Source organism: Paenibacillus tundrae, assembly GCF_036884255.1.
Taxonomy (GTDB): domain Bacteria; phylum Bacillota; class Bacilli; order Paenibacillales; family Paenibacillaceae; genus Paenibacillus.
The window spans coordinates 116,470-137,287 of the sequence record NZ_CP145605.1 but is presented as its reverse complement, the minus strand read 5'-3'; the positions used below and the strand labels follow the sequence as shown (position 1 = coordinate 137,287).

The 20,818-nt window shown below is 46.0% G+C and carries 17 protein-coding genes; 3 read left to right on the top strand and 14 right to left on the bottom strand.

Annotation, left to right across the window (positions count from 1 at the left end):
* Nucleotides 1-141 precede the first annotated feature (141 nt).
* The 8 genes from rpmE to rpoE all read right to left on the bottom strand — a co-directional run bounded on the left by rpmE (nucleotide 142) and on the right by rpoE (nucleotide 9,375).
* A complete protein-coding gene (rpmE, locus tag V6W81_RS00625; protein ID WP_056698168.1) occupies nucleotides 142-339 on the bottom strand; it encodes a 50S ribosomal protein L31 in 198 nt (65 codons plus the stop codon).
* A 103-nt stretch (nucleotides 340-442) separates the two neighbouring features.
* On the bottom strand, nucleotides 443-1,717 hold the full coding sequence (locus tag V6W81_RS00620) for a radical SAM protein (RefSeq protein WP_338541243.1): 1,275 nt from the start codon (nucleotides 1,715-1,717) through the stop codon (nucleotides 443-445).
* A 65-nt stretch (nucleotides 1,718-1,782) separates the two neighbouring features.
* Nucleotides 1,783-3,108, bottom strand: coding sequence for a transcription termination factor Rho (gene rho / locus V6W81_RS00615; protein WP_056698164.1), 1,326 nt, complete (start codon nucleotides 3,106-3,108; stop codon nucleotides 1,783-1,785).
* Nucleotides 3,109-3,578: 470 nt separating this feature from the next.
* Nucleotides 3,579-4,832 carry a UDP-N-acetylglucosamine 1-carboxyvinyltransferase gene (locus V6W81_RS00610; RefSeq protein ID WP_145053427.1) on the bottom strand — a complete coding sequence of 418 codons (1,254 nt, stop codon included), beginning with the start codon at nucleotides 4,830-4,832 and terminating at the stop codon, nucleotides 3,579-3,581.
* 147 nt (nucleotides 4,833-4,979) lie between these two features.
* Complete coding sequence (gene fba, locus V6W81_RS00605) at nucleotides 4,980-5,834, bottom strand: class II fructose-1,6-bisphosphate aldolase (RefSeq protein ID WP_056698160.1); 855 nt, start codon at nucleotides 5,832-5,834, stop codon at nucleotides 4,980-4,982.
* A 260-nt stretch (nucleotides 5,835-6,094) separates the two neighbouring features.
* Nucleotides 6,095-6,481: a response regulator gene (locus V6W81_RS00600; RefSeq protein WP_056698157.1), complete on the bottom strand. Its 387-nt coding sequence runs from the start codon at nucleotides 6,479-6,481 to the stop codon at nucleotides 6,095-6,097.
* Nucleotides 6,482-6,707: 226 nt separating this feature from the next.
* Nucleotides 6,708-8,312, bottom strand: a complete 1,605-nt coding sequence (locus V6W81_RS00595; protein WP_128099818.1) for a CTP synthase — start codon at nucleotides 8,310-8,312, stop codon at nucleotides 6,708-6,710.
* Between the two features lie 490 nt (nucleotides 8,313-8,802).
* Entirely contained in the window at nucleotides 8,803-9,375 is a 573-nt protein-coding gene (rpoE, locus tag V6W81_RS00590) for a DNA-directed RNA polymerase subunit delta (protein WP_145053425.1), read from the bottom strand.
* A 423-nt stretch (nucleotides 9,376-9,798) separates the two neighbouring features.
* Between rpoE and V6W81_RS00585 the strand changes: the two genes are divergently transcribed.
* Entirely contained in the window at nucleotides 9,799-10,953 is a 1,155-nt protein-coding gene (locus V6W81_RS00585; protein ID WP_338541242.1) for a S8 family peptidase, read from the top strand.
* A gap of 257 nt (nucleotides 10,954-11,210) precedes the next feature.
* Here the strand turns inward: V6W81_RS00585 and argS are convergent, their stop codons facing one another.
* From argS to V6W81_RS00565, 4 genes are all read right to left on the bottom strand, one after another.
* Nucleotides 11,211-12,890, bottom strand: a complete 1,680-nt coding sequence (gene argS / locus V6W81_RS00580; RefSeq protein WP_145053419.1) for an arginine--tRNA ligase — start codon at nucleotides 12,888-12,890, stop codon at nucleotides 11,211-11,213.
* Nucleotides 12,890-13,312, bottom strand: a complete 423-nt coding sequence (locus V6W81_RS00575; RefSeq protein WP_145053417.1) for a DUF1934 domain-containing protein — start codon at nucleotides 13,310-13,312, stop codon at nucleotides 12,890-12,892. The genes argS and V6W81_RS00575 overlap by 1 nt, the downstream gene beginning before the upstream one ends.
* Nucleotides 13,313-13,647: 335 nt before the next feature.
* Nucleotides 13,648-13,947: a DUF6171 family protein gene (locus V6W81_RS00570; RefSeq protein ID WP_338541241.1), complete on the bottom strand. Its 300-nt coding sequence runs from the start codon at nucleotides 13,945-13,947 to the stop codon at nucleotides 13,648-13,650.
* A 4-nt stretch (nucleotides 13,948-13,951) separates the two neighbouring features.
* Complete coding sequence (locus tag V6W81_RS00565; RefSeq protein WP_338541240.1) at nucleotides 13,952-15,433, bottom strand: alpha-N-arabinofuranosidase; 1,482 nt, start codon at nucleotides 15,431-15,433, stop codon at nucleotides 13,952-13,954.
* 632 nt (nucleotides 15,434-16,065) lie between these two features.
* On the opposite strand from V6W81_RS00565, the gene V6W81_RS00560 reads away from it, so the two are divergent.
* Nucleotides 16,066-16,197, top strand: a complete 132-nt coding sequence (locus V6W81_RS00560) for a hypothetical protein (RefSeq protein ID WP_260866136.1) — start codon at nucleotides 16,066-16,068, stop codon at nucleotides 16,195-16,197.
* A 386-nt stretch (nucleotides 16,198-16,583) separates the two neighbouring features.
* Here V6W81_RS00560 and speB read toward each other — a convergent pair whose 3' ends face one another.
* Nucleotides 16,584-17,453 carry an agmatinase gene (speB, locus tag V6W81_RS00555; RefSeq protein WP_145326605.1) on the bottom strand — a complete coding sequence of 290 codons (870 nt, stop codon included), beginning with the start codon at nucleotides 17,451-17,453 and terminating at the stop codon, nucleotides 16,584-16,586.
* Between the two features lie 15 nt (nucleotides 17,454-17,468).
* Complete coding sequence (gene speE / locus V6W81_RS00550; RefSeq protein ID WP_338541239.1) at nucleotides 17,469-18,296, bottom strand: polyamine aminopropyltransferase; 828 nt, start codon at nucleotides 18,294-18,296, stop codon at nucleotides 17,469-17,471.
* 410 nt (nucleotides 18,297-18,706) lie between these two features.
* On the opposite strand from speE, the gene V6W81_RS00545 reads away from it, so the two are divergent.
* On the top strand, nucleotides 18,707-20,785 hold the full coding sequence (locus V6W81_RS00545) for a transglycosylase domain-containing protein (RefSeq protein WP_338541238.1): 2,079 nt from the start codon (nucleotides 18,707-18,709) through the stop codon (nucleotides 20,783-20,785).
* Nucleotides 20,786-20,818: the final 33 nt, after the last annotated feature.

Below are 20,818 nucleotides of genomic sequence, written 5' to 3'. Positions count from 1 at the left end.
TTAAAAAAGTCTAGAAACTAAGTTCCTTATCGTTGATCATTCTCTTCCTTCCATGCATAAACATACATATAAAAACCCCTGCCAAGATGACAGGGGTGGGTTTGGATGCAATTAGCAGACAATCTCCGAAGGATTGCTGAATTAGATTCCGTATTTTTTCTTGAAACGATCCACACGGCCGCCAGCATCGATAAACTTCTGTTTACCAGTGAAGAACGGGTGGCACGCGGAGCAAATCTCTACACGAAGTCCGTCTTTAACCGAACCAGTCTCAAAAGTATTACCGCATGCGCAGGATACTTGACCAATCGTGTATTTAGGATGAATTGCTTCTTTCATTACCTTTCACCTCTTTCCGCCCTGAGCCTCAAGCGGACCCAGAGTAAATGGCACAACTCCGAAGATTATAACATGGCATATTGCCAGTTGCAATCCATAATTATCAAGAGGTGATCAGACGCTTAGGACGTGCCATTCCAGCTGGTGGAACATGTGTAAACGAGCCAATCACGGCGTCAGGCAACTCTTCTTGGAAGATTTCGATCATCTGCTTCATTCCCAGTATGTCACCTTGAGCCGGAGGAATTAGCTCCAAATAACTCTCAGGGTCAATATTGAGATTACGCATCTGAATGAGACGTAGTTTGGTTCTGCGCGCAAACTCAACCATCGCTTCAATCTCTTCCTCACGATCTGTTACACCCGGGAAGATCAAATAGTTAATGGAGGTGTATACACCTTGTTCTGCGGCATACTTCATGGATTTCTCGACATTAGCCAATGTATAACCACGAGGTTTGTAATAGGCATTATAATGATCATCCAAAGCACTAATTGTACTTACACGCATCAAATCCAGCCCTGCATCTACAATACCTCTAATATGATCATTCAATCCAGCATTCGTATTAATGTTGATGTATCCCATATCTGTAATGGAACGCACTTCACGAATAGCCTCAATAATCAGTTTAGCCTGCGTGGATGGTTCACCCTCACAGCCTTGTCCAAAACTGATAATGGATTCCGGCGTTTTCAAATGCTCCAGCATAACTTCTACAATTTCATCCACACGTGGGCGGAAATTCATACGCGTCTGTGGAGATACAAAGCCACTGTCATCTGGCTGTTCCGAAATACATCCGAAGCAACCCGCATTACAGGAGTATGATACAGGCACGCCACCTTCCCAACGATTCAGGAACGTGTTGGATGAAGTTAAGCATTCATATCCCAGCGCACAATTCGATAGATGAGTATACAAGCGATTTTCCGGATATTTTTTCGTCAAATGATTCACACCTGACTTCACATCATCCCGGTCGCAGTTAAGTGGATTCCACTTATCAGGACTATCCGATTTCGCAGCCGTGACGTAGAAACCGCCATCTTTCCAGACAACTGCCGAATAACCGAACAAAGGCAACTTGTACTCTTTATCCGTCTTCACATAACCTGGCAGGCACAGCCGGGTGAAGCCTTGCGGCAACAACGCACCTACAGCTTGTGTATCGCTAGGCATTGGCAACATCTCGCCCGTATCGGGATCCATACCAATTGGACGAGTGCTCGGCAATCCCACCAATGTTGCACCATCTGGCAGAGGAATAAGCTCATCCTCCATAATTTCAACAATCATATCACCACTTCGTGCAAGTCCATACAAGGACGGGTGATCAAATACATTACCTTTTTCATCTGCGTATACTAAATACATGATGTTCTCCTCATATCTATATGGGTTAAGCCTAAACGACGAGTGTCCAATCAGCCCATAATCAACTAGGTTGTTGTTGCTGATGTGGCTGTTTGTCTTGGTGAACGACGGGTTGTTGTTGTGCCGGAATTACTCGTTGGATTATTGGCTGCTGCATCAAACGCAGCAAGGAACTCTGCATTGGTTTTGCTGTTGCGCAGCTTCTTCAGGAAGCTCTCCACAAAATCATGTGAGTCATTCATATTTTTCCGAATAGTCCAAATTGTATCCAGCTCTTCTTTGCTAAGAAGCACTTCTTCACGACGAGTACCCGAACGACGAATATCAATTGCAGGGAAGATACGGCGCTCTGCCAAACGACGATCCAAATGAAGCTCCATGTTACCCGTACCTTTGAACTCTTCATAGATAATATCATCCATACGGGAACCGGTATCAATCAGAGCGGTCGCCAGAATAGTCAAGCTTCCTCCCTCTTCCACATTCCTTGCAGAACCGAAGAAACGTTTAGGACGATGAAATGCTGCAGGATCAATACCTCCACTTAGCGTCCGACCAGATGGCGGAATAACCAAGTTGTATGCACGAGCCAGACGTGTGATGCTATCCAGCAGGATAACGACATCTTTTTTGGCTTCTACAAGGCGAAGTGCACGCTCCAACACCAATTCAGCAACTTTAATATGGTTCTCAGGCAGCTCATCAAACGTAGAAGCTACAACTTCACCTTTAACCGAACGAGACATATCCGTTACTTCCTCCGGACGCTCATCAATCAACAGGACAAATAGTTCAATTTCAGGATTGTTCGTTGAGATGCTGTTGGCGATTTCTTTAAGGAGAAGTGTTTTACCTGCTTTGGGAGGTGCTACGATCAATCCGCGCTGTCCCAGACCTACTGGAGCAAGCACATCCATAATGCGAGTGGACAAATGGTTGGGGGATGTTTCGAGAACCAGTTTTTTCTGCGGATATAATGGAGTTAGTGCAGGGAAATGAAGTCTTTCCGCAGCGGCTGAAGGATTCTCTCCGTTTACAGCATTGACTTGCAGCAAGCCGAAGTACCGCTCATTTTCTTTTGGCGTCCTACACTTACCCGATACGAGGTCGCCCGTTCTAAGGTCAAACTTGCGAATCTGCGAAGCCGAAATGTAGATATCCTCCGTACTCGGCAAGTAGTTAATCGGCCTTAAAAATCCATATCCCTCAGGGAGAATTTCAAGCACACCTTGCATAAACATCAAACCACTTTGTTCAGCTTGTGCACGTAATATAGCAAAGATTAATTCTTTCTTTTTCAATTGACCGTAATATGGAATTTGATATTTTTTGGCCAGTTTGTAAAGGTCCGTTAATTTCATTTCTTCCAAATCGGAAATTTGTAGATCCATATAATAACCACCTATTCAATTAATAAGTCCGTGAAATGGATAGTTTCGCTAGATGTTCCGGCTATGGAGAGCAGCATAACACCGCGTTCTCTTCTGTCCATTGTACGGAATGTAACCGCTATAATGCAAATACTTGTCTTTGGATGTAAGTTCCGGGCGGGATGGCTATATACACAGCACTGTCCGCTAGTGAGTGAACACAAAAGTCATGAGGCGTTCGATCCGGGTAACCGGCCAAGGAGCGCAGTTCAAACAAACCGGGGGCTTGAGGAAAGGGAATGATCTCTGTTCTTACAGCCATATGATGTCTAATCCAAAAAAAGACCCTCCGGCCAAGGAAATCGTACATTTCACCTGGTTCCGGAGAGGCTGAGAACTCTATTAGTATAGGTTTACCCATTTGTTGAAAGGTTATGCAGTTCTGTAAAAATAATAACTGTATTGCTGTAAACTTGCAATATGTCGTTCGTTTACTCTGTCTCACGCCACACATCTGCACCTAACAAGCGCAGATTAGTAACGAGATGATCGTAACCACGGTCAATATATTCAACACCTGTTACTTCAGTCACACCTTCACTAACGGTGAGACCTGCGATCACCAGCGCTGCTCCAGCGCGCAGATCGGATGCTTTTACCTTAGCCGCATTCAAAGGACTACCTTCAATAATTGCAGAACGTCCTTCTACACGGATTTTAGCACCCATTCGTACTAACTCAGGAACATGCTTGAATCGATTGCTATATACAAAATCACTGAGGACACTAACACCCGTTGCTTGTGTTAATACACTCGTCATCGGGGACTGTAGATCTGTAGGGAAGCCAGGGTACACCAGCGCCTTCACATCCACATGATTGTACGATGCTTGTCCAATAACTCGGATGCTCTCGTCTAGTTCCTCAATGCCAACGCCCATCTCAATTAGCTTTGCAGTCAAAGCTTCAAGGTGTTTGGGGATGACATTATCAATCAGAACGTCTCCACGTGTTGCTGCCGCAGCGATCATGTACGTACCCGCCTGTATACGATCCGGGATGATCGAATGACGACAGCCTTTCAGTTCAGATACACCTTCAATACGAATGGTTTCCGTACCTGCACCCTTAATGCTTGCACCCATAGAGTTCAAAAGTGTTGCTACATCTATAATCTCAGGCTCTTTAGCCGCGTTTTCGATAATTGTAGAGCCTTTGGCACGAGTTGCCGCCAGCATAATGTTAATGGTTGCACCTACGCTACTTACATCTAGATAAATCTTAGCTCCGCGAAGCTCTTTGGCATGCAGATGAATGGAACCATGTTCGTTTGTAACCGTTGCGCCAAGCGCTTCAAAACCTTTGATATGTTGATCAATCGGACGAGGTTCAAAGTTACAACCTCCAGGTAAACCGATGGTCGCTTCTTTGAAACGCCCAAGCAGCGCACCCATCATATAATATGAAGCACGAAGTTTCTTCACAGGCCCATTCGGCATAGGAATGGATTTAATATCGGAAGGATCGATTCTCATCTGACTGCCTTCCCATGTCACACGCGCTCCGAGTTCCTCCAAAATTTCCGCATATACGGCCACATCACTCAAAAGTGGCAGGTTGTCAAGCACGACCTCTGACTCGGCAAGCAATGCTGCAGGAATAAGCGCAATGGCGCTGTTCTTGGCGCCGCTTATGGTTACAGTTCCCTGTAACGGACGTCCGCCACTAATCATCAATTTTTCCATAAAGCTTAATGTCCCCCTACGTGTTTTGCAGCCGATGAACGGCAATACGTGCTGATGGCTAACGATGTAGAAATAAGGTGTGAAAATGGAAAGACACCGGCTAGGCGGTGTTCTTCCATTTCACAGTATGGAACTGTTTGAGATAAATTACGCTTTGTTGTTAGAACCAAACTCGCGGATTTTACCTTTAACTGTTTCTTTGATTGCATCACGGCCTGGTACGATGAATGTACGTGGATCGTAAGCATTTGGTTTAGCTGCAAGTACTTCACGAACTGCTTTAGTGAAAGAGATTTGGTTCTCTGTGTTCACGTTGATTTTGGAAGTACCCAGGGAGATTGCTTTATCGATATCGTGTTTAGGAATACCAGTACCACCGTGCAATACGAGTGGAACTTGTACCGCGTCACGAACTTCTTCCATTTCTTTGAAGCCGAGGTTTGGCTCGCCTTGGTAAGGACCGTGTACGGAACCCAGAGCTGGTGCCAAAGTATCGATACCTGTTTCTTTAACGATACGGATACACTCGTTCAGGTCAGCGTATTGAATACCACCGATAACGTCGTCTTCTTGTCCGCCTACAGTACCTACTTCAGCTTCTACAGAAACGCCTTTAGCGTGTGCATATTCAACCACTTTTTTAGTCATTTCGATGTTCTCATCGATGGAGTGATGGGAACCGTCGATCATAACGGATGTAAATCCAGCGTCAATCGCTTCTTTACATTTGTCGAAGCTTGAACCGTGATCCAGGTGAATAGCAACTGGTACGGAGATTTTCATGTCAATCAAGAGTCCTTCTACCATTTTAACTACAGTAGTAAAGCCACCCATGTGACGTGCTGCGCCTTCGGAAACACCCAGGATTACTGGGGACTTTTCTTCTTCAGCAGCAGTAAGAATTGCTTGAGTCCACTCAAGGTTATTGATGTTGTATTGACCAACTGCATATTTTCCTTCGAGTGCTTTGTTCAACATGTCTGTCATAGATACTAATGGCATGGTTTCAATCCTCCTAGGGGTTTGGGTTATGTCTATGGTTTTTAGCCGAAATCACATACGGGCTTATTATACCACATCCCATGTCAAATACTAAACATGCATTTGCAAAAATGCTGTGCTTTGCAGCACAGTTTTCATAGATATCACATGACGGCATCATCAATTTCAATATTCCCTGAAAATTTCACTGGAATACCTTGGATTAATGCAATCCTTATATTTGGTTATTTATAGACAAAAAAATCCTGTTTCCACAGGATTCAGCTGCATTTATTGGCGGTATCATTTCGCAATTGCATATTGACGGCAACACGCATCTCATCGATATCAAACGGTTTCGTAAAATGCATGAGTGCTCCAAGATCGGTAGCTTCCTTAATCATATCTAGCTCCCCATAAGCCGTCATCATGATGACTTTGATGTTGGGGTCTATTTCTTTAATATGCTTCAATATTTCCAGCCCATCCATGCCGGGAATTTTCATATCGAGCAACACCAGATCAGGCTTGTCGTTATTTACAATTTCAAGAGCAACCTTACCATTAGGTGCTTGAAATGTATTATATCCCTCACTACTGAACACTTCCATTAAGAGGATGCGAATCCCATTCTGGTCATCAACAATCAACAATTTTTTATTTTCCACTGTGTAACCTCCTGGATTTAGGAAAGCATAAACGTCCGAATCTGGATAACTATCCCATAGTCGTCATGATAAGTATTCTACCTCTTCCAGTAAAATCCTTCTCCAGGTTTAAATTGACCAAAAACATTTTATCCCATTTGTAACTTCTCAACGCATAACAAAAGGGGGATGCCCCGTCCGCCCATAAATCACGAGCGAGTAGAGACATCCCCATATCATAAACAACTTACTTCTCAGCGTTCTCCAAGGAAGCTTTCACAAACTCACGGAACAATGGTTGTGGACGGTTCGGACGGGAAGTGAATTCCGGATGGAATTGTACTGCCAAGAACCATGGGTGTCCTGGAAGTTCAACGATCTCTACCAAACGGCCATCCGGAGATGTACCGGAGATAACCAACCCTGCTTTTTCGATAGCTTCACGGTATTCATTGTTGAACTCATACCGGTGGCGATGTCTCTCATACACGAGCTCGTCATCATAACAAGCCATTGCCAAAGATCCTTCTTGAAGCTTACAAGGGTACAGACCAAGACGCATCGTACCACCCAAATTTTCGATATCTTTTTGCTCTGGCAGCAGATCGATTACCGGGAATTCTGTAGCTGGATTGATCTCGGAGCTGTTAGCACCGTTCAAACCAACGATGGAACGTGCATATTCAATAACGGAAACCTGCATACCCAAGCAAATACCGAAGAACGGAATATTTTTCTCGCGGGCATAACGGATTGCCGATACTTTACCTTCGATTCCACGATCTCCGAATCCACCAGGAACAAGAATACCACCCACGCCGTGCAGCAGGTCGCCTACGTTCTCATCTGTAATATCTTCGGAATGAACCCAGCGAATCTTCACTTCTGCGTTGGATGCGAATCCAGCATGAGACAAGGATTCAACAACACTCAGATATGCATCGTGAAGCGCTACATATTTACCAACAATCGCAATCTCAACCGTACGTTGCAATTTGCTGATCCGGTCAACCAACCCTTCCCACTCGCTCATATCTGGTGCAGGAGTAGTCAGCTTCAGGTGATTTACCACGATCTCATCCAAGCCTTCTTCACGCAGGTTAAGTGGCACTTCATACAATGTGCTCGCATCGCGGCATTCTACCACGGCGTTCTCATCAATGTCACAGAAGAGCGCGATTTTGGCTTTCATGTCTTTGGACAGCTCGTACTCTGTACGGCAAACGATAACGTTTGGCTGAATACCGATGCTGCGCAATTCCTTCACACTGTGCTGTGTAGGTTTTGTTTTCACTTCACCCGCAGCCTTAATGTATGGAATCAACGTTACATGGATGTACATTACATTGTCGCGACCTACATCGCTCTTGATCTGACGAATAGCTTCCAGGAAAGGCAAGCTCTCGATATCGCCTACTGTTCCGCCGATTTCCGTAATTACGACATCCGAACCAGCTTCACGACCAGCGCGGAATACACGCTCTTTGATCTCGTTCGTAATGTGTGGGATAACTTGTACCGTACCGCCCAAATATTCACCGCGACGCTCTTTGCTGATTACGGAAGAGTAAACTTTACCTGTTGTAACGTTGCTGTTTTTGGAAAGATTGATGTCAATAAACCGCTCATAGTGACCCAGATCCAAGTCCGTTTCCGCGCCATCGTCTGTTACGAATACTTCACCGTGCTGATACGGGCTCATCGTTCCCGGGTCAATGTTGATATATGGGTCAAATTTCTGGATTGTTACCTTGAGTCCTCTGTTTTTCAGCAATCTGCCCAGCGAGGCAGCCGTGATTCCTTTGCCCAGGGAGGACACAACTCCGCCCGTCACGAAAATATACTTTGTCACTGTTATTACCCTCCTAATATAAGTACAGAAATTCAGGCGATATATGGTGTTATCGTAACCCGTTTCCCAGGTAATCATCGTTAAAAAGAGCAATGGTAGAAATTCCCTGCATCTACGAACTGCTCTTTCTCACGAAGACCGTTTGAACAACGCTGCTTTACAACAAAATGGTGCAAATTTTCCGAGAGCCTTGATCCGGGTTCGTCCCCTTACTTGACATCAATCAGAAACATCGATTGGCGTTTTTTTATATACAAAAACGAACCCCGGACGTTAACCGGGAGCATGCGGAAATCAATTCTTTTTGCAAAATTCTGCCTCTAAAAATACAAAAAAAAGTACTCCCGCAGGACGGGGCACTTTTATAAAAAACATAAATATATTGTCGCTCATTCATAAGCCCATGCAATAGTTTACCCGCTACCCCATCTGCTTGTCAAGGATGTCTGTCGGGGTAAAACGGGTAAATTATTGACATTAAAAATGACGTTTACTTATTGGAATCGTCGTCAAAATCATCCTCGTCTTCGGACTCTTCTTCATCGTCTTCGTCGAGGTCTTCATCTTCCAAATCATCATCTTCAACTAGAACTTCTTCATCGCTATCATCTTCATCAAAGATGTCATCATCGTCATCATCTTCGTCTTCATCTTCGTCTTGGTCATCATCCGTGTTGTCGAAGTCTTCGTCGCTGCTGTAGCTATCTTCCTCTTCACCGAAGTCCTCATCTTCCAAATCATCATCTTCATCGTTGATGATACGCGGACGTTTCGCACCCGTCATGGAATCTTCCGTTCCAGCAACCGGATACCAGCGCTTCAATCCCCACAGACTCGTACCGACACAAGCAAAACGTCCATCGATATTAATCTCGGTATATAGCTGGGCGATAAACTCGTTGATTTCTTCGTCAGTCATTCCGCGCTGTTTCGCTACCTCATTCATCAAATCCCGGTAGTAATACGGCGTATTTGCCGCTTTCAGCACCATAAAGGCGAGGTCAACCAAAGGAATCTCTCTTACCTTTTCTTTATCAATTTTTAAGTTGAGTGAGGTACTCACTGACAGACACTTCCTCTCACACATTAATTCACTTTATATCCCTACGAACTGGATCGTTACGTATAACATATCCATTAACAAAACTAAGTAAAACCTATTTAGCGTTAAAAAGCAAGTTTTTATGTACGCGGATTAGATAAATAACATGGAAAACAACTTCAACGACGCCATTCTACAGAAGCTGAGCAAAAAATGGAAAAAGACGGAGTCCCCTCCGCCTTCTGACTGTATACCCTCGTAGGATCGCTCCTTACCAAGGTTCCCCGCAAGAGCCCTCTAGCCCTCCATCCATCATATGTCCCTGCGCCCTTTTTGACACGAAGTGAAGGACTTTTTATAAAAAAAGGGCAAGTTCCCCATGCGGCAGGCTGAGCGCATTCATAGAATACCTCAGCATGTTCATCCCGAAGGGGGCTGCCCATAATGGACTACACCGGCTTATTGCATCATTTAGTTGAAGGAATGAAAGGTCCTGAACCGGAACAGGCGGGGCGGTACCTCATCCGGTTCAACCAACCAAGACACTATGAAGCCTGTCTCTTGGAACTTTCGAGAATGCGTAGCAAATTCTCCGATCTCAGAGCGGTGCGTTCATCCCATCTTGCCCGCTCCATTATCGCAAATGTAGGCTGCCCAGAAGAATTGAATCGTTATGGCGCTGATATCACAGTAGAAGAGGATCACTCCATCTCGCTCCATGCCACTGCGCTTCATAATAAACCAACCAGCGTTCAAGGTGTGCCCTGGGGAGTGAAGCAGATCCGCGCACCCAAAGTATGGTCTGTCTCCACAGGACATCGCATCAAAATCGGTGTAATTGATACTGGTGCTGATTATCAGCACCCGGATCTTCGTTATTCACTAGCGCGTGGGATTAATCTGTTAAATCGCAGTTTACTGCCACATGATGATAACGGTCACGGAACTCATATTGCCGGAACGATTGCAGCAGCCAACAGCATGGCTGGTATGATCGGTGTAGCTCCTCGGTCTTTGATATATCCAGTAAAAGCATTCGATCATAACGGATCAGCTTATGTATCCGATATCGTGCTCGGCATCGACTGGTGTGTGCGCAACCGGGTAGATATCATCAATATGAGCTTCGGCATGAAGACTCGAAGCAAAGCTCTTCTCGATGTCGTTAATCGGGCATACCATGCCGGCATTGTCATTGTGGCCTCGTCAGGAAACGACGGCAAACGTCGTAGCATTGATTATCCAGCAAGGTATCCGCAGACGATATCCGTGGGTGCAACGGACAAAAACCGGCGCATTGCGTCCTTCAGCAACCGTGGTGCATATGTAGATGTCTACGCACCTGGCGACAAGATTGTATCCTCATGGGTGCAAGGCAAGCATCACGAGATGAGCGGCACTTCCATGGCTACTTCCCACGTAAGCGGCGCCATCGCGCTATTACTTGCCAAGCATCCAGGACTTTCGCCCAGCGAAATTAAAGCGCTGGTCAAGCGCGCCACCGTACCACTGCGCGCTCGCAAAACAAGCGCCGCGAAGACGAAGGTACGCAGCGGCGAGATTGACGCCCTCCGGCTCATGCAGGAGGGCGAGGCATAACGCACCGACCACCACTGCCATTGGCTGAGCAAGCCTCGAAGGCACTGTATACCGCATGCTCGCGGTATACAGTGGCTTCAAGGCTTGTACACGCGGCAGCGGCGGCGGTGGTCGGTCCAGGCTCAGGTGCAAGCACGGCAAGCTATGCGTCCGTCTGCTTGCACTGCAAAAATTCCCCATGCCCACGCTGCATTGCAAGCGTGGTGCATGGGGAATTTTGGCTAAGCCTAGGCAGCAATGCGCCGCCGAGGCATGGGTTACATTTTGTCTGGTGCGGATACGCCAACCAGACGAAGCGCTGTTGCGATAACGGTGCGTACGGCACCGATCAACGCCAGACGCGCTTGCGTTTGCTCCGCGTCTTCTGTAATGACGCGCTCTGCACGGTAGTAGCTATGGAACAGGGATGCCAGTTCATATACGTAACGGATCAAGCGATGCGGCGCATATCCCGTAGCAGCAGTGGCAATCTCTTCTGGCAGCTCACCCATTTTGCGAAGAAGATCAAATTCATGTTCTGTTGTCAGCTTAGACAGGTTAATCTGTGAAATTGGCAACAACTCGATGCCTTGCTCCTCTGCTTGGCGATATACGCTGCAGACACGAGCATGTGCGTATTGCACATAGAATACTGGGTTCTCATTAGACGTCGAAATAGCCAGATCCATGTCAAAGTCCAGATGGGAGTCCATGCTACGCATCGTGAAGAAGTATCGAATGGCGTCAATGCCTACTTCATCCATCAGGTCTTCCATTGTTACGGCTTTACCCGTACGCTTAGACATTTTCACTTTCTCACCATTCTGGAACAAGCTAACCATCTGTGCAATCAGCACGACCAGTTTATCCGGATCGTTACCGAGTGCTTGCATAGCAGCTTTCATCCGTGGAATATATCCATGGTGATCGGCTCCCCAAATGTTAATCATCGTGTCATATCCACGAGAATATTTATCGCGGTGGTAAGCGATGTCTGGTGTCAGGTAAGTGTACGTACCATCATTCTTGATCAATACACGTTCCTTGTCGTCCCCATATTGCATCGTTTTCAGCCAGGTTGCGCCATCTTTCTCATAGATCTCGTCACGGTCACGCAATTCATCCAGCACGCGAAGTACTTCACCATTATCGTACAGGGAGGTCTCGCTGAACCAGATGTCAAAGTTAACGCGGAAGCGATTCAAGTCCCGTTTAATCTTGTCCAATTCCTTCTCCAGGCCATAGTCACGGAAGTAAGCGGCACGATCTCCTGGATGCATGGACAGCAAGCTGTCTCCCTTCTCAGCAACCAATTCCTTCGCAAACCCTTTAATATCTTCACCATGGTAGCCGTCTTCTGGCATTTCAGCATCTTGGCCTAGCTCTTGCAAATAACGTGCTTCAATGGAGCGAGCCAAATTAAATACTTGGTTACCCGCATCATTAATGTAGTATTCACGAGTCACATCGTAACCAGCGTAATCAAGGATATTGCACAGTGCATCACCTACAGCTGCTCCACGGGCATGACCCAGATGCAAGCTGCCTGTTGGGTTGGCACTGACAAACTCCATTTCGACCTTGCGTCCTTCACCAACATTAATTCTTCCGTAATTCTCTCCCTGCTCTTGCACAAGCTCCAGTACTGGATAGAGGTAGCTCTTGTCCAATTTGAAGTTGATGAAGCCTGGACCAGCGATCTCAGCCGTCTCTATGCCAGCATCCGCTAAGTTCAGGTTGGCGATGATCTCTTCCGCAATCTGACGAGGATTGCGCTTAGCAATCTTGGTGAGCTGCATCGCAGCATTGGTCGCTAGGTCACCATGGGATTTGTCCCGAGGTACTTCAAGCGTGATAGCAGGTAACTCATCTTGCGTAACGATCCCAGCAGCAACGATGGCATTACCGATCGCCGTGCTTACCCGTTCATTAATTGTATCTAGTGGATTACGTGTCATTAAATTGGTTCCTCCTGTATATGCAAACTAATCGCGAAATGTCCGGATTCTTCGTCAAAGCGGTAGAAGTCGTAGCTCCACGCTGCGCGTGCGTTCAATCCTTGAATGGAAAGTTCCAGCTCCTGTGTATGCGTGGACAAGGAAAAAGCCATGTAAGGAGAACGATAAAAGCCCGGAAGCTTTCGGTTTAATTCAAACGTCTGCTCCGATTCCACCTCGCCGTGACGTATAATCTTGATGGATTGTCCGCTCATTTTCAATGTTGTTCGGGTAATCCCACCTTCAGGGCCGGTCTGTGGTTCCTGATAACGAACATAGAGAACAGACCCTTTCAGCACAGCTTCACCCTGCATTTCCTGCAGCACATCTTCACCTTCATAGCGGCTGTGCAGCCGGATCTGAACCGGTCGCATGTTCGACATGAATGTTAACCTCCATTATATTCGAGGCGGCGCCAAAAACGAGAGGCTGATCTACACAAGCGCTTCCCGTATCGTTGTACCGCTATACGCACTCATATTACCGGATAGCCTTCTATCCTACACTCTACTGTATAACTATATCCAGTTCACTCGTTCAATTCAAATCCAAATTCAGAGTTTTTGTTCTCAGGCAGCAAAAAAAGGAGAGCAGCACCCCATGATATGCCCCTTACAGTAACAGGTTTGATTGTTCACCTGCCTACTTGAGGGGGGACAGTTCATTCAGTGCTGCTCTCATTCTCTCATTAATATAGTAATTAAGATTAGGACTTCAATCAGGCCCATCGTGAATCATACGGGAATGGACAGGTTGAATCTAGCAGTTTGGCACGCACCTGTACCAAACAACCACAATACCGACAAGTGCTACCGTACTGTAACGCCGAACAGCTGTAACAGGAGGATAATCTCCGCTCATATTCGGCATCTGCAACAATAGGACGTGAACGTGAGGCTAGCTCCACAAGACGCGCTAGCTTGGCTTCACTAATCTGTACATCATATTGATCATCGCAACCTTTGCAAAGCGAACGTTCAGATTTCTGACCTGTTTCCATAGATAAACGGCTATTCATCGCACTATGCCTTTATTGCAATGACTCCAACAGATGCAGGCGGCAATACGAACCGCAATTGGCCATTTTCCAGCGTAATACCCGTCCATTCTGATGGAGTAACGTTCTCTGGCTGCTCAAACGTATTAAATGCACCGATCTCCCCGTGGTGCAGAATACGTCCTGACGCAACGGAAGACTCGGTAGCTTGCAATTGGCACACCACTTCCAGCTCATCCGTATGACTAAGATTACATGCGGTCACATGAATTACACCTTCCTGATCACGTGATGCAGACAAGCTAAGCTGTGGGATTGTATCTTCACCAAAAGTATATCCAGGGCTCTCATAATCCAGCTCCAGTCGCTCTGCATCCATATGAATCTGATACATATCAAAGACGTGATATGTTGGCGTAAGGATCATCTTCTCGCCTTCAGTCAAAACAAGTGCTTGTAGCACATTCACGATCTGTGCAAGGTTTGCCATTTGCACCCGCTTGTTATACTTATTGAACAAATTCAGATTGATGCCTGCTACCAGGGCATCTCTCATTGTATTTTGCTGATAGAGGAATCCTGGGTTAGTTCCTGGCTCCACGTTGTACCATGTGCCCCACTCGTCGATAATCAGACCGACTTTACATTCAGGGTCGTATTTATCCATAATCTCGGAATGTTTTACAATTAACTCTTCCATATGAAGCGTGCGCTTCAACGTCTGGAACCAATCACTTTCATTAAAACCAGTCGCTTCACCTTTATCCTGCCATACGCCCGTTGGGAGGGTGTAATAATGTAGGCTGAGTCCACTCATATGCTGATGAGCTTCACGCATTAATACTTCTGTCCAATGATAGTTATCCTCGTTTGGACCACAGGCAATTTTGTAAATCTGGTTATCGGAATAATTGCGTACATATGTGGCATATCGGCGGTATTCGTCAGCATAATATTCTGCTCGCATATTGCCGCCGCATCCCCAGTTCTCGTTGCCTACCCCAAAGTACGTCAATTTCCATGGCTTCTCACGACCATTGCTCTTCCGCCAATTGGCCATTGGTGATTCGCCGTCAAACGTCATGTATTCAACCCACTGTTGCATCTCTTGAACTGTACCACTTCCTACATTACCACTAATATAAGGCTCCGTTCCAAGCAGTTCACACAGTCTCAGAAATTCATGAGTTCCAAAATGATTGTTCTCTTCCACGCCGCCCCAGTTCGTATTGATCATTCGTGCACGCTCACTTAACGGCCCCACGCCATCCTTCCAGTGATACTCATCGGCAAAACAGCCGCCCGGCCAACGGAGCACCGGAATATTTAGCTTTTGCAGAGCTGTTAGTACATCATTGCGAATGCCATCAGTATTTGGAATAGGTGAGTCTTCTCCAACCCATATTCCTTCATAAATACAACGACCTAGATGTTCAGAAAAGTGCCCATAGATATTGCGATTTATTAATCCTTGATTAGAATCCGCCTTTAAAGTAACGTTAACCACTAATTCAACCTCCTAAAAAGTATGTTGTTATCGCTTACAATATATCTTTTTTGAACAGGTTTCAACCATTAATGTGACACAGCAAATAGACCCTTCCGAGCTTCTAGTGGCTGGAAAGAGTCTACTTATCCTTCTATTCAATTCGAGAGCTACGTTAGAGCGTATTTACCCTTCTCGTTTTTGAAGTAACATCCTTATAATTCCATTAGAATCTTTCGTTGAATGCAATTTACGCGGCATAATATTTTGGCACATAGACAAACTGAAGCGTTTCGATCTATCTCTCGTCTGATTAAAGCTACTTAAGGTATTAGGAATTGAGTCATGAGTACATGTTCTTCCTAATCTCCCTCACATCGTTCGTTTTCATAACTAGCTTGAGAGTATATCACTTGTCGTCCCAAGTCGGCTCGTTATATTTGAACGATTTCGGAAGCTCTTGAGCTACACCTAGTTGAGATTCAATCAACATTGTTCCATGTGGAACTTTCTCTATACAAACGATGTATGATCAGTTCCAGTTCATGGTAGAGAGATGGGAACAGACGTGCTATAATATTCCTTATGGACTTTGAATAAACGGTGGATGTTTTCCAGATCACGGCGCAGCTTCCCGAAAGGGGGTGACGTCGATGGTCAATCTTGTGGCGTTGCTTGATGTAATCCGATGGATTGCTGCGATCCTCAGTATTGTACTGAGTGGGCGAAAGCTGTACCGTTGGTTACGCAAAAAGTTTCGTAGCAAGCGAAAACCCACCTCATAAGGTTAGGAGCCTGACGGTGGGTTTCGCTTGAATAGCAATATTTAATTCATGCGCGCCGTGGCAATCCACAGCCTTTCGGGTCCTAAGAGTCTTTACCGTTGGCGCGGTAAGGACTCTTTTTTAGTATATGGTCGATCCTGATCACCATATACTCCGTAATTGTAATATATCAATCAATATATTACTGATTGCTGATGTATCCAGTATAGCACAGCTCAGGGCAGAAAGTTAAATTAAGTTAACTTAATTTAACTCGTTACTCCCCTCGGTGAAATTATGGTTCAGCACTATTATACGTGTAGATTGATTCTCTTATATTTTTAAAAAACGCCCCCTTCTACGCAGGTTACAATCAGGCGTAGACAGAGAGGCGCTAACTTTAACTATTACTTCACGAATCCAAGCAGCATTTCACGAATCATTTTTGCAGCCACAATCTGAGTCTGTTGTGTTGGATCATAGATCGGTGCAACTTCAACCAAATCACATCCAACTACGTTCACATCAGAGCCTGCGATCATGTGGATCGCTTCAAGCAGTTCTTTAGATGTAATGCCTCCCGCTTCTGCCGTTCCTGTTCCTGGCGCCGCAGAAGGATCAAGCACATCGATATCAATGGTCACATACACTGGACGGTTGCCCATTTTCGGAAGAGCTTCCTTCATTGGAGCTGCAACTTCAAACGGATAGAAGTTGATGTTCTCGCGTCCATACTGGAACTCCTCGCGGGAACCAGAACGAATACCGAATTGATAAATATTTTTACCGCCCATCAACTCAGCCGCTTTACGTACTGGTGTAGAGTGGGACAATGGCTCTCCTTCATAGTTTTCACGAAGGTCTGCGTGTGCATCAATATGAATCAAGATCAGATCCGGGTATTTCTTATACATTTGTTGAATGACCGGCCAAGTAACCAGATGCTCTCCGCCGAGACCAATCGGGAATTTGTCGTCAGCCAGCAGGCTACCGATGTATTCATGAATGACTTCAAGACTGCGTCCAGCATTACCGAAAGGCAAGAGCAGGTCTCCAGCATCAAAGTAAGTCATGTCTACAATACTTTTGTCGAGATACGGGCTGTACTCTTCAAGTCCAACCGATGCCTGGCGGATATGAGATGGGCCAAAACGGGAGCCCGGACGGAAGCTGACCGTGTAATCCATCGGCATACCGTAGATAACCGCTTTGGAATTTTCATAATCCTCAGAGCTGCAAATAAATACATTTCCTGAATAAGCTTGATCCAGTTTCATTAATTGATTTCCCCTTTATTTCGTTAAATCTTCCACGAATTTAGGAAGTACAAATGCCGCTTTGTGCAGACGCGGAGAGTAATACTTCGTATCCATCTCCGGAATTTGAGTCTCATCCACCCCAAGCGGATCATGTTTTTTGCTACCCATGGTGAAAGTCCACAGTCCGCTTGGGTATGTTGGAATATTACAGCCGTACACATGTACGATCGGGAAGATTTCTTTGACGTCTTTGTTCACCTTCTGGATTAGATCTGCCTTGAACCAAGGGTTGTCCGTTTGGGCAACAAAGATTCCGTCTTCTTTGAGTGATTCATAAATGCCTTGGTAGAAACCACGCTCAAACAATGGAGCAGCTGGCCCTACAGGCTCGGTGGAGTCTACGATGATCACATCGTATTCATTTTTATGTTCAATAATATGCATGTAGCCGTCGTTCACAAGGACTTCCACATTGGGCTCGTCCAGCTTACCGGCGATTTCAGGCAAATATTTTTTGGAATATTCAATCACTTTACCGTCGATTTCAACGAGAACTGCTTTTTCTACTGTACTATGCTTAATGACTTCACGGATTACACCACCGTCGCCACCGCCAACAACCAATACCTTTTTCGGATTCGGATGGGTATGGAGTGCAGGGTGAGCTGCCATTTCATGATACACGAACTCGTCTTTTACTGTCGTCATAACCATACCGTCAAGGATCAACATATTACCGAATTCTTCGGTCTCTATCATAGCTAAATCTTGAAAGTCTGTCTGCTCTGTTACATAAGTCTGCTTAATCTTCGCGGTGATCCCGAATACAGGGGTCTGTTTCTCCGTAAACCATAGTTCCATAATCGCTACCTTCTTTCCGTAAAGTATTGATCAGCCATACCCGATTAAGCGCTACACGCTTAAACGTTCGCCCAAGCACGTCCAGCGTTCGGCGCCACACAGCATGATGGTTGCTGGTTGCGGGAGAGATCCGCGTTTCACTTCATATATAGATTAAAAATGGACCAGAACGCGCAAAGCGACTGACAGATCAACGAATCAGTGACATTTGGTGTGGTTCGTCCTTACGTGTCTTCTGTATATTGTGCCGAACTCGTTCTTTTCATTACCCTTTTGCATTATACGCGATAGACGTTTATACTGCAAAACGGTTTTCCCACAATATGATACTTATTAAACCGTTATGTAGCGCGGTGAATATACCTGCCACTCTAATCCCATACTGGAAAGAAAAGAAAGGAGCCCGTTCCATGAATCAAACACGCCAAAAGACCCGCAAACGCGGGTTCCGTATATGGAAATTCGTCAAAGGGATCTCTGTGCTGGTTGTACTTGGTCTGATTGCCACAGCAGCCGGACTCGTCTATCTATATGCCACTAGCCTGCCCCTAGCTGACTCCGATCGCAATTCCAGATTATTGGACAGCCAGGGCGACATCATCGCAACCTTCTCTGCTGGCGGCAAGGACTCGGTACCCGTACAACTGCAAGATATCTCGCCAGATCTCGTTCATGCCACACTGGCTGTAGAGGATCGCAAGTTCTATGAGCATTACGGCTTCGACATTCGGGGTATGGGACGAGCTGTACTCGTTAACCTGGAGCATATGCAGATGTCTCAAGGAGCCAGTACGCTAACACAACAACTCGCACGTAATCTATACCTGTCCCACGAGAAAACATGGACACGTAAAGCCAAAGAAGCTATGTACACTGCTCAGCTTGAGATGAAATATAGCAAGGACGAGATTCTACAGATGTACCTGAATGAGATCTATTATGGTCATGGAGCCTACGGCATCGAGGCTGCTTCACGCATGTATTTTGGCAAAAGTGCTAAACAACTGGATCTCGCTGAGAGCGCTATGCTGGCGGGTATTCCAAAAGGTCCAACCTATTATTCACCGTATAATCATATGAAGAATGCCAAGGATCGTCAGAAAATTGTATTAAATGCTATGGCAGATATCGGAGAAATTACACAGGCCGAAGCGGATAAAGCTTATGAGGAAATGCTCCAATTCAGACCCGAAAGTGAACGGAAAACGGTGGAAAAAGCCCCTTATTTCCGAGATTATATCCGGAATCTAGCCATCAAGGAACTGGGCATCAGTGAAGCAATGCTGGATCATGGGGGATTGAACATCTACACCACACTAGATTTACGTGTGCAAAAAGCCGCAGAAGATGCTGTATCCAAGGGTATGGATGCTACTGGTGAGCTAGAGACCGCACTGGTCTCCATTGACCCTCGCACAGGCTATATCAAAGCAATGGTCGGTGGCAAAAATTATCGCACCAATCAGATTAACCACGTGCTGGCAACAACACGTCAGCCAGGTTCAGCATTTAAACCCATTATGTACTTGGCTGCACTGGAGTCTAAACAGCTCACTAGTGCATCTATCTTTAATAGCGAGCCTACCTCGTTCCAGTATGACAACGATCGTAAGACGTACAAACCGGGGAACTTTGGTGACAAGTACCTTGGTGAAATCGATCTAAGAAAAGCAATAGCTGCATCAGACAATATATATGCGGTTAATACGATCATGCAGATTGGGCCAGAGCAGGTAGTGAGCATGGCTCGAAATTTAGGGATTACAAGCAATATGAGCGCTGTCCCTTCCCTTGCACTCGGCACCTCACCCGTTAGCCCATTGGAGATGGCATCTGCCTTTTCAGTCATCGCTGCCGGCGGTCAACGTACACCTCCTGTGGCTATTTTACAGGTGACTGACGCTGCAGGTCGTGTTCTATATGAAGCACCTCAGACCAAAGCAGAAACAGTCGTTGAGCCCGCCGCGGCCTACGTGTTGACTCGGTTAATGGAGAGTGTATTTGAAAATGGCGGAACAGGGAACCGCGTCTCAGCTACCATCAAGCGACCCGTTGCAGGTAAAACAGGAACAACCAATACAGACGCCTGGCTGGTCGGCTTCACCCCTGAGCTCTCAACTGCCGTCTGGGTTGGGTATGATCAAGGAAAAGCAATCTCCACTGCTGATGGGCGCCGCGCGGCTCCCATGTTTGCCCAGTTCACGGAACAGGCACTCGCCAGTGTGCCACCCAAAATATTTTCGGTACCAGACAACGTTGTTAGTGTCTACATTGATCCTGAATCCGGTAAGCTAGCCGGTAATGGATGCCCAGAGAAACGACTTGAAGTATTTATTGATGGAACAGAGCCGACGGAAGTATGTCGCAGTGCTTCAGAAGACTCGGAATCTGGAAGCGATGATATGACGCATGAGGTACAGCAGCAACAGGGTCTACAGGAAGAAAAACATTCATGGTGGAGAGATTTCAAACGTTGGTGGGTAGAGTGACGCAAATACGTAATGACGTAATTGCGTCATCAT

Excerpts from the sequence above, each read along its gene's own strand:
- rpmE (WP_056698168.1), bottom strand. The coding sequence starts at position 339 with ATGAAAGAAGCAATTCATCCTAAATACACGATTGGTCAAGTATCCTGC.
- V6W81_RS00620 (WP_338541243.1), bottom strand. The coding sequence starts at position 1,717 with ATGTATTTAGTATACGCAGATGAAAAAGGTAATGTATTTGATCACCCG.
- rho (WP_056698164.1), bottom strand. The coding sequence starts at position 3,108 with ATGGATCTACAAATTTCCGATTTGGAAGAAATGAAATTAACGGACCTT.
- V6W81_RS00610 (WP_145053427.1), bottom strand. The coding sequence starts at position 4,832 with ATGGAAAAATTGATGATTAGTGGCGGACGTCCGTTACAGGGAACTGTA.
- fba (WP_056698160.1), bottom strand. The coding sequence starts at position 5,834 with ATGCCATTAGTATCTATGACAGACATGTTGAACAAAGCACTCGAAGGA.
- V6W81_RS00585 (WP_338541242.1), top strand. The coding sequence starts at position 9,799 with ATGGACTACACCGGCTTATTGCATCATTTAGTTGAAGGAATGAAAGGT.
- argS (WP_145053419.1), bottom strand. The coding sequence starts at position 12,890 with ATGACACGTAATCCACTAGATACAATTAATGAACGGGTAAGCACGGCG.
- V6W81_RS00575 (WP_145053417.1), bottom strand. The coding sequence starts at position 13,312 with ATGTCGAACATGCGACCGGTTCAGATCCGGCTGCACAGCCGCTATGAA.
- V6W81_RS00570 (WP_338541241.1), bottom strand. The coding sequence starts at position 13,947 with ATGAATAGCCGTTTATCTATGGAAACAGGTCAGAAATCTGAACGTTCG.
- V6W81_RS00560 (WP_260866136.1), top strand. The coding sequence starts at position 16,066 with ATGGTCAATCTTGTGGCGTTGCTTGATGTAATCCGATGGATTGCTGCG.
- speB (WP_145326605.1), bottom strand. The coding sequence starts at position 17,453 with ATGAAACTGGATCAAGCTTATTCAGGAAATGTATTTATTTGCAGCTCT.
- speE (WP_338541239.1), bottom strand. The coding sequence starts at position 18,296 with ATGGAACTATGGTTTACGGAGAAACAGACCCCTGTATTCGGGATCACC.
- V6W81_RS00545 (WP_338541238.1), top strand. The coding sequence starts at position 18,707 with ATGAATCAAACACGCCAAAAGACCCGCAAACGCGGGTTCCGTATATGG.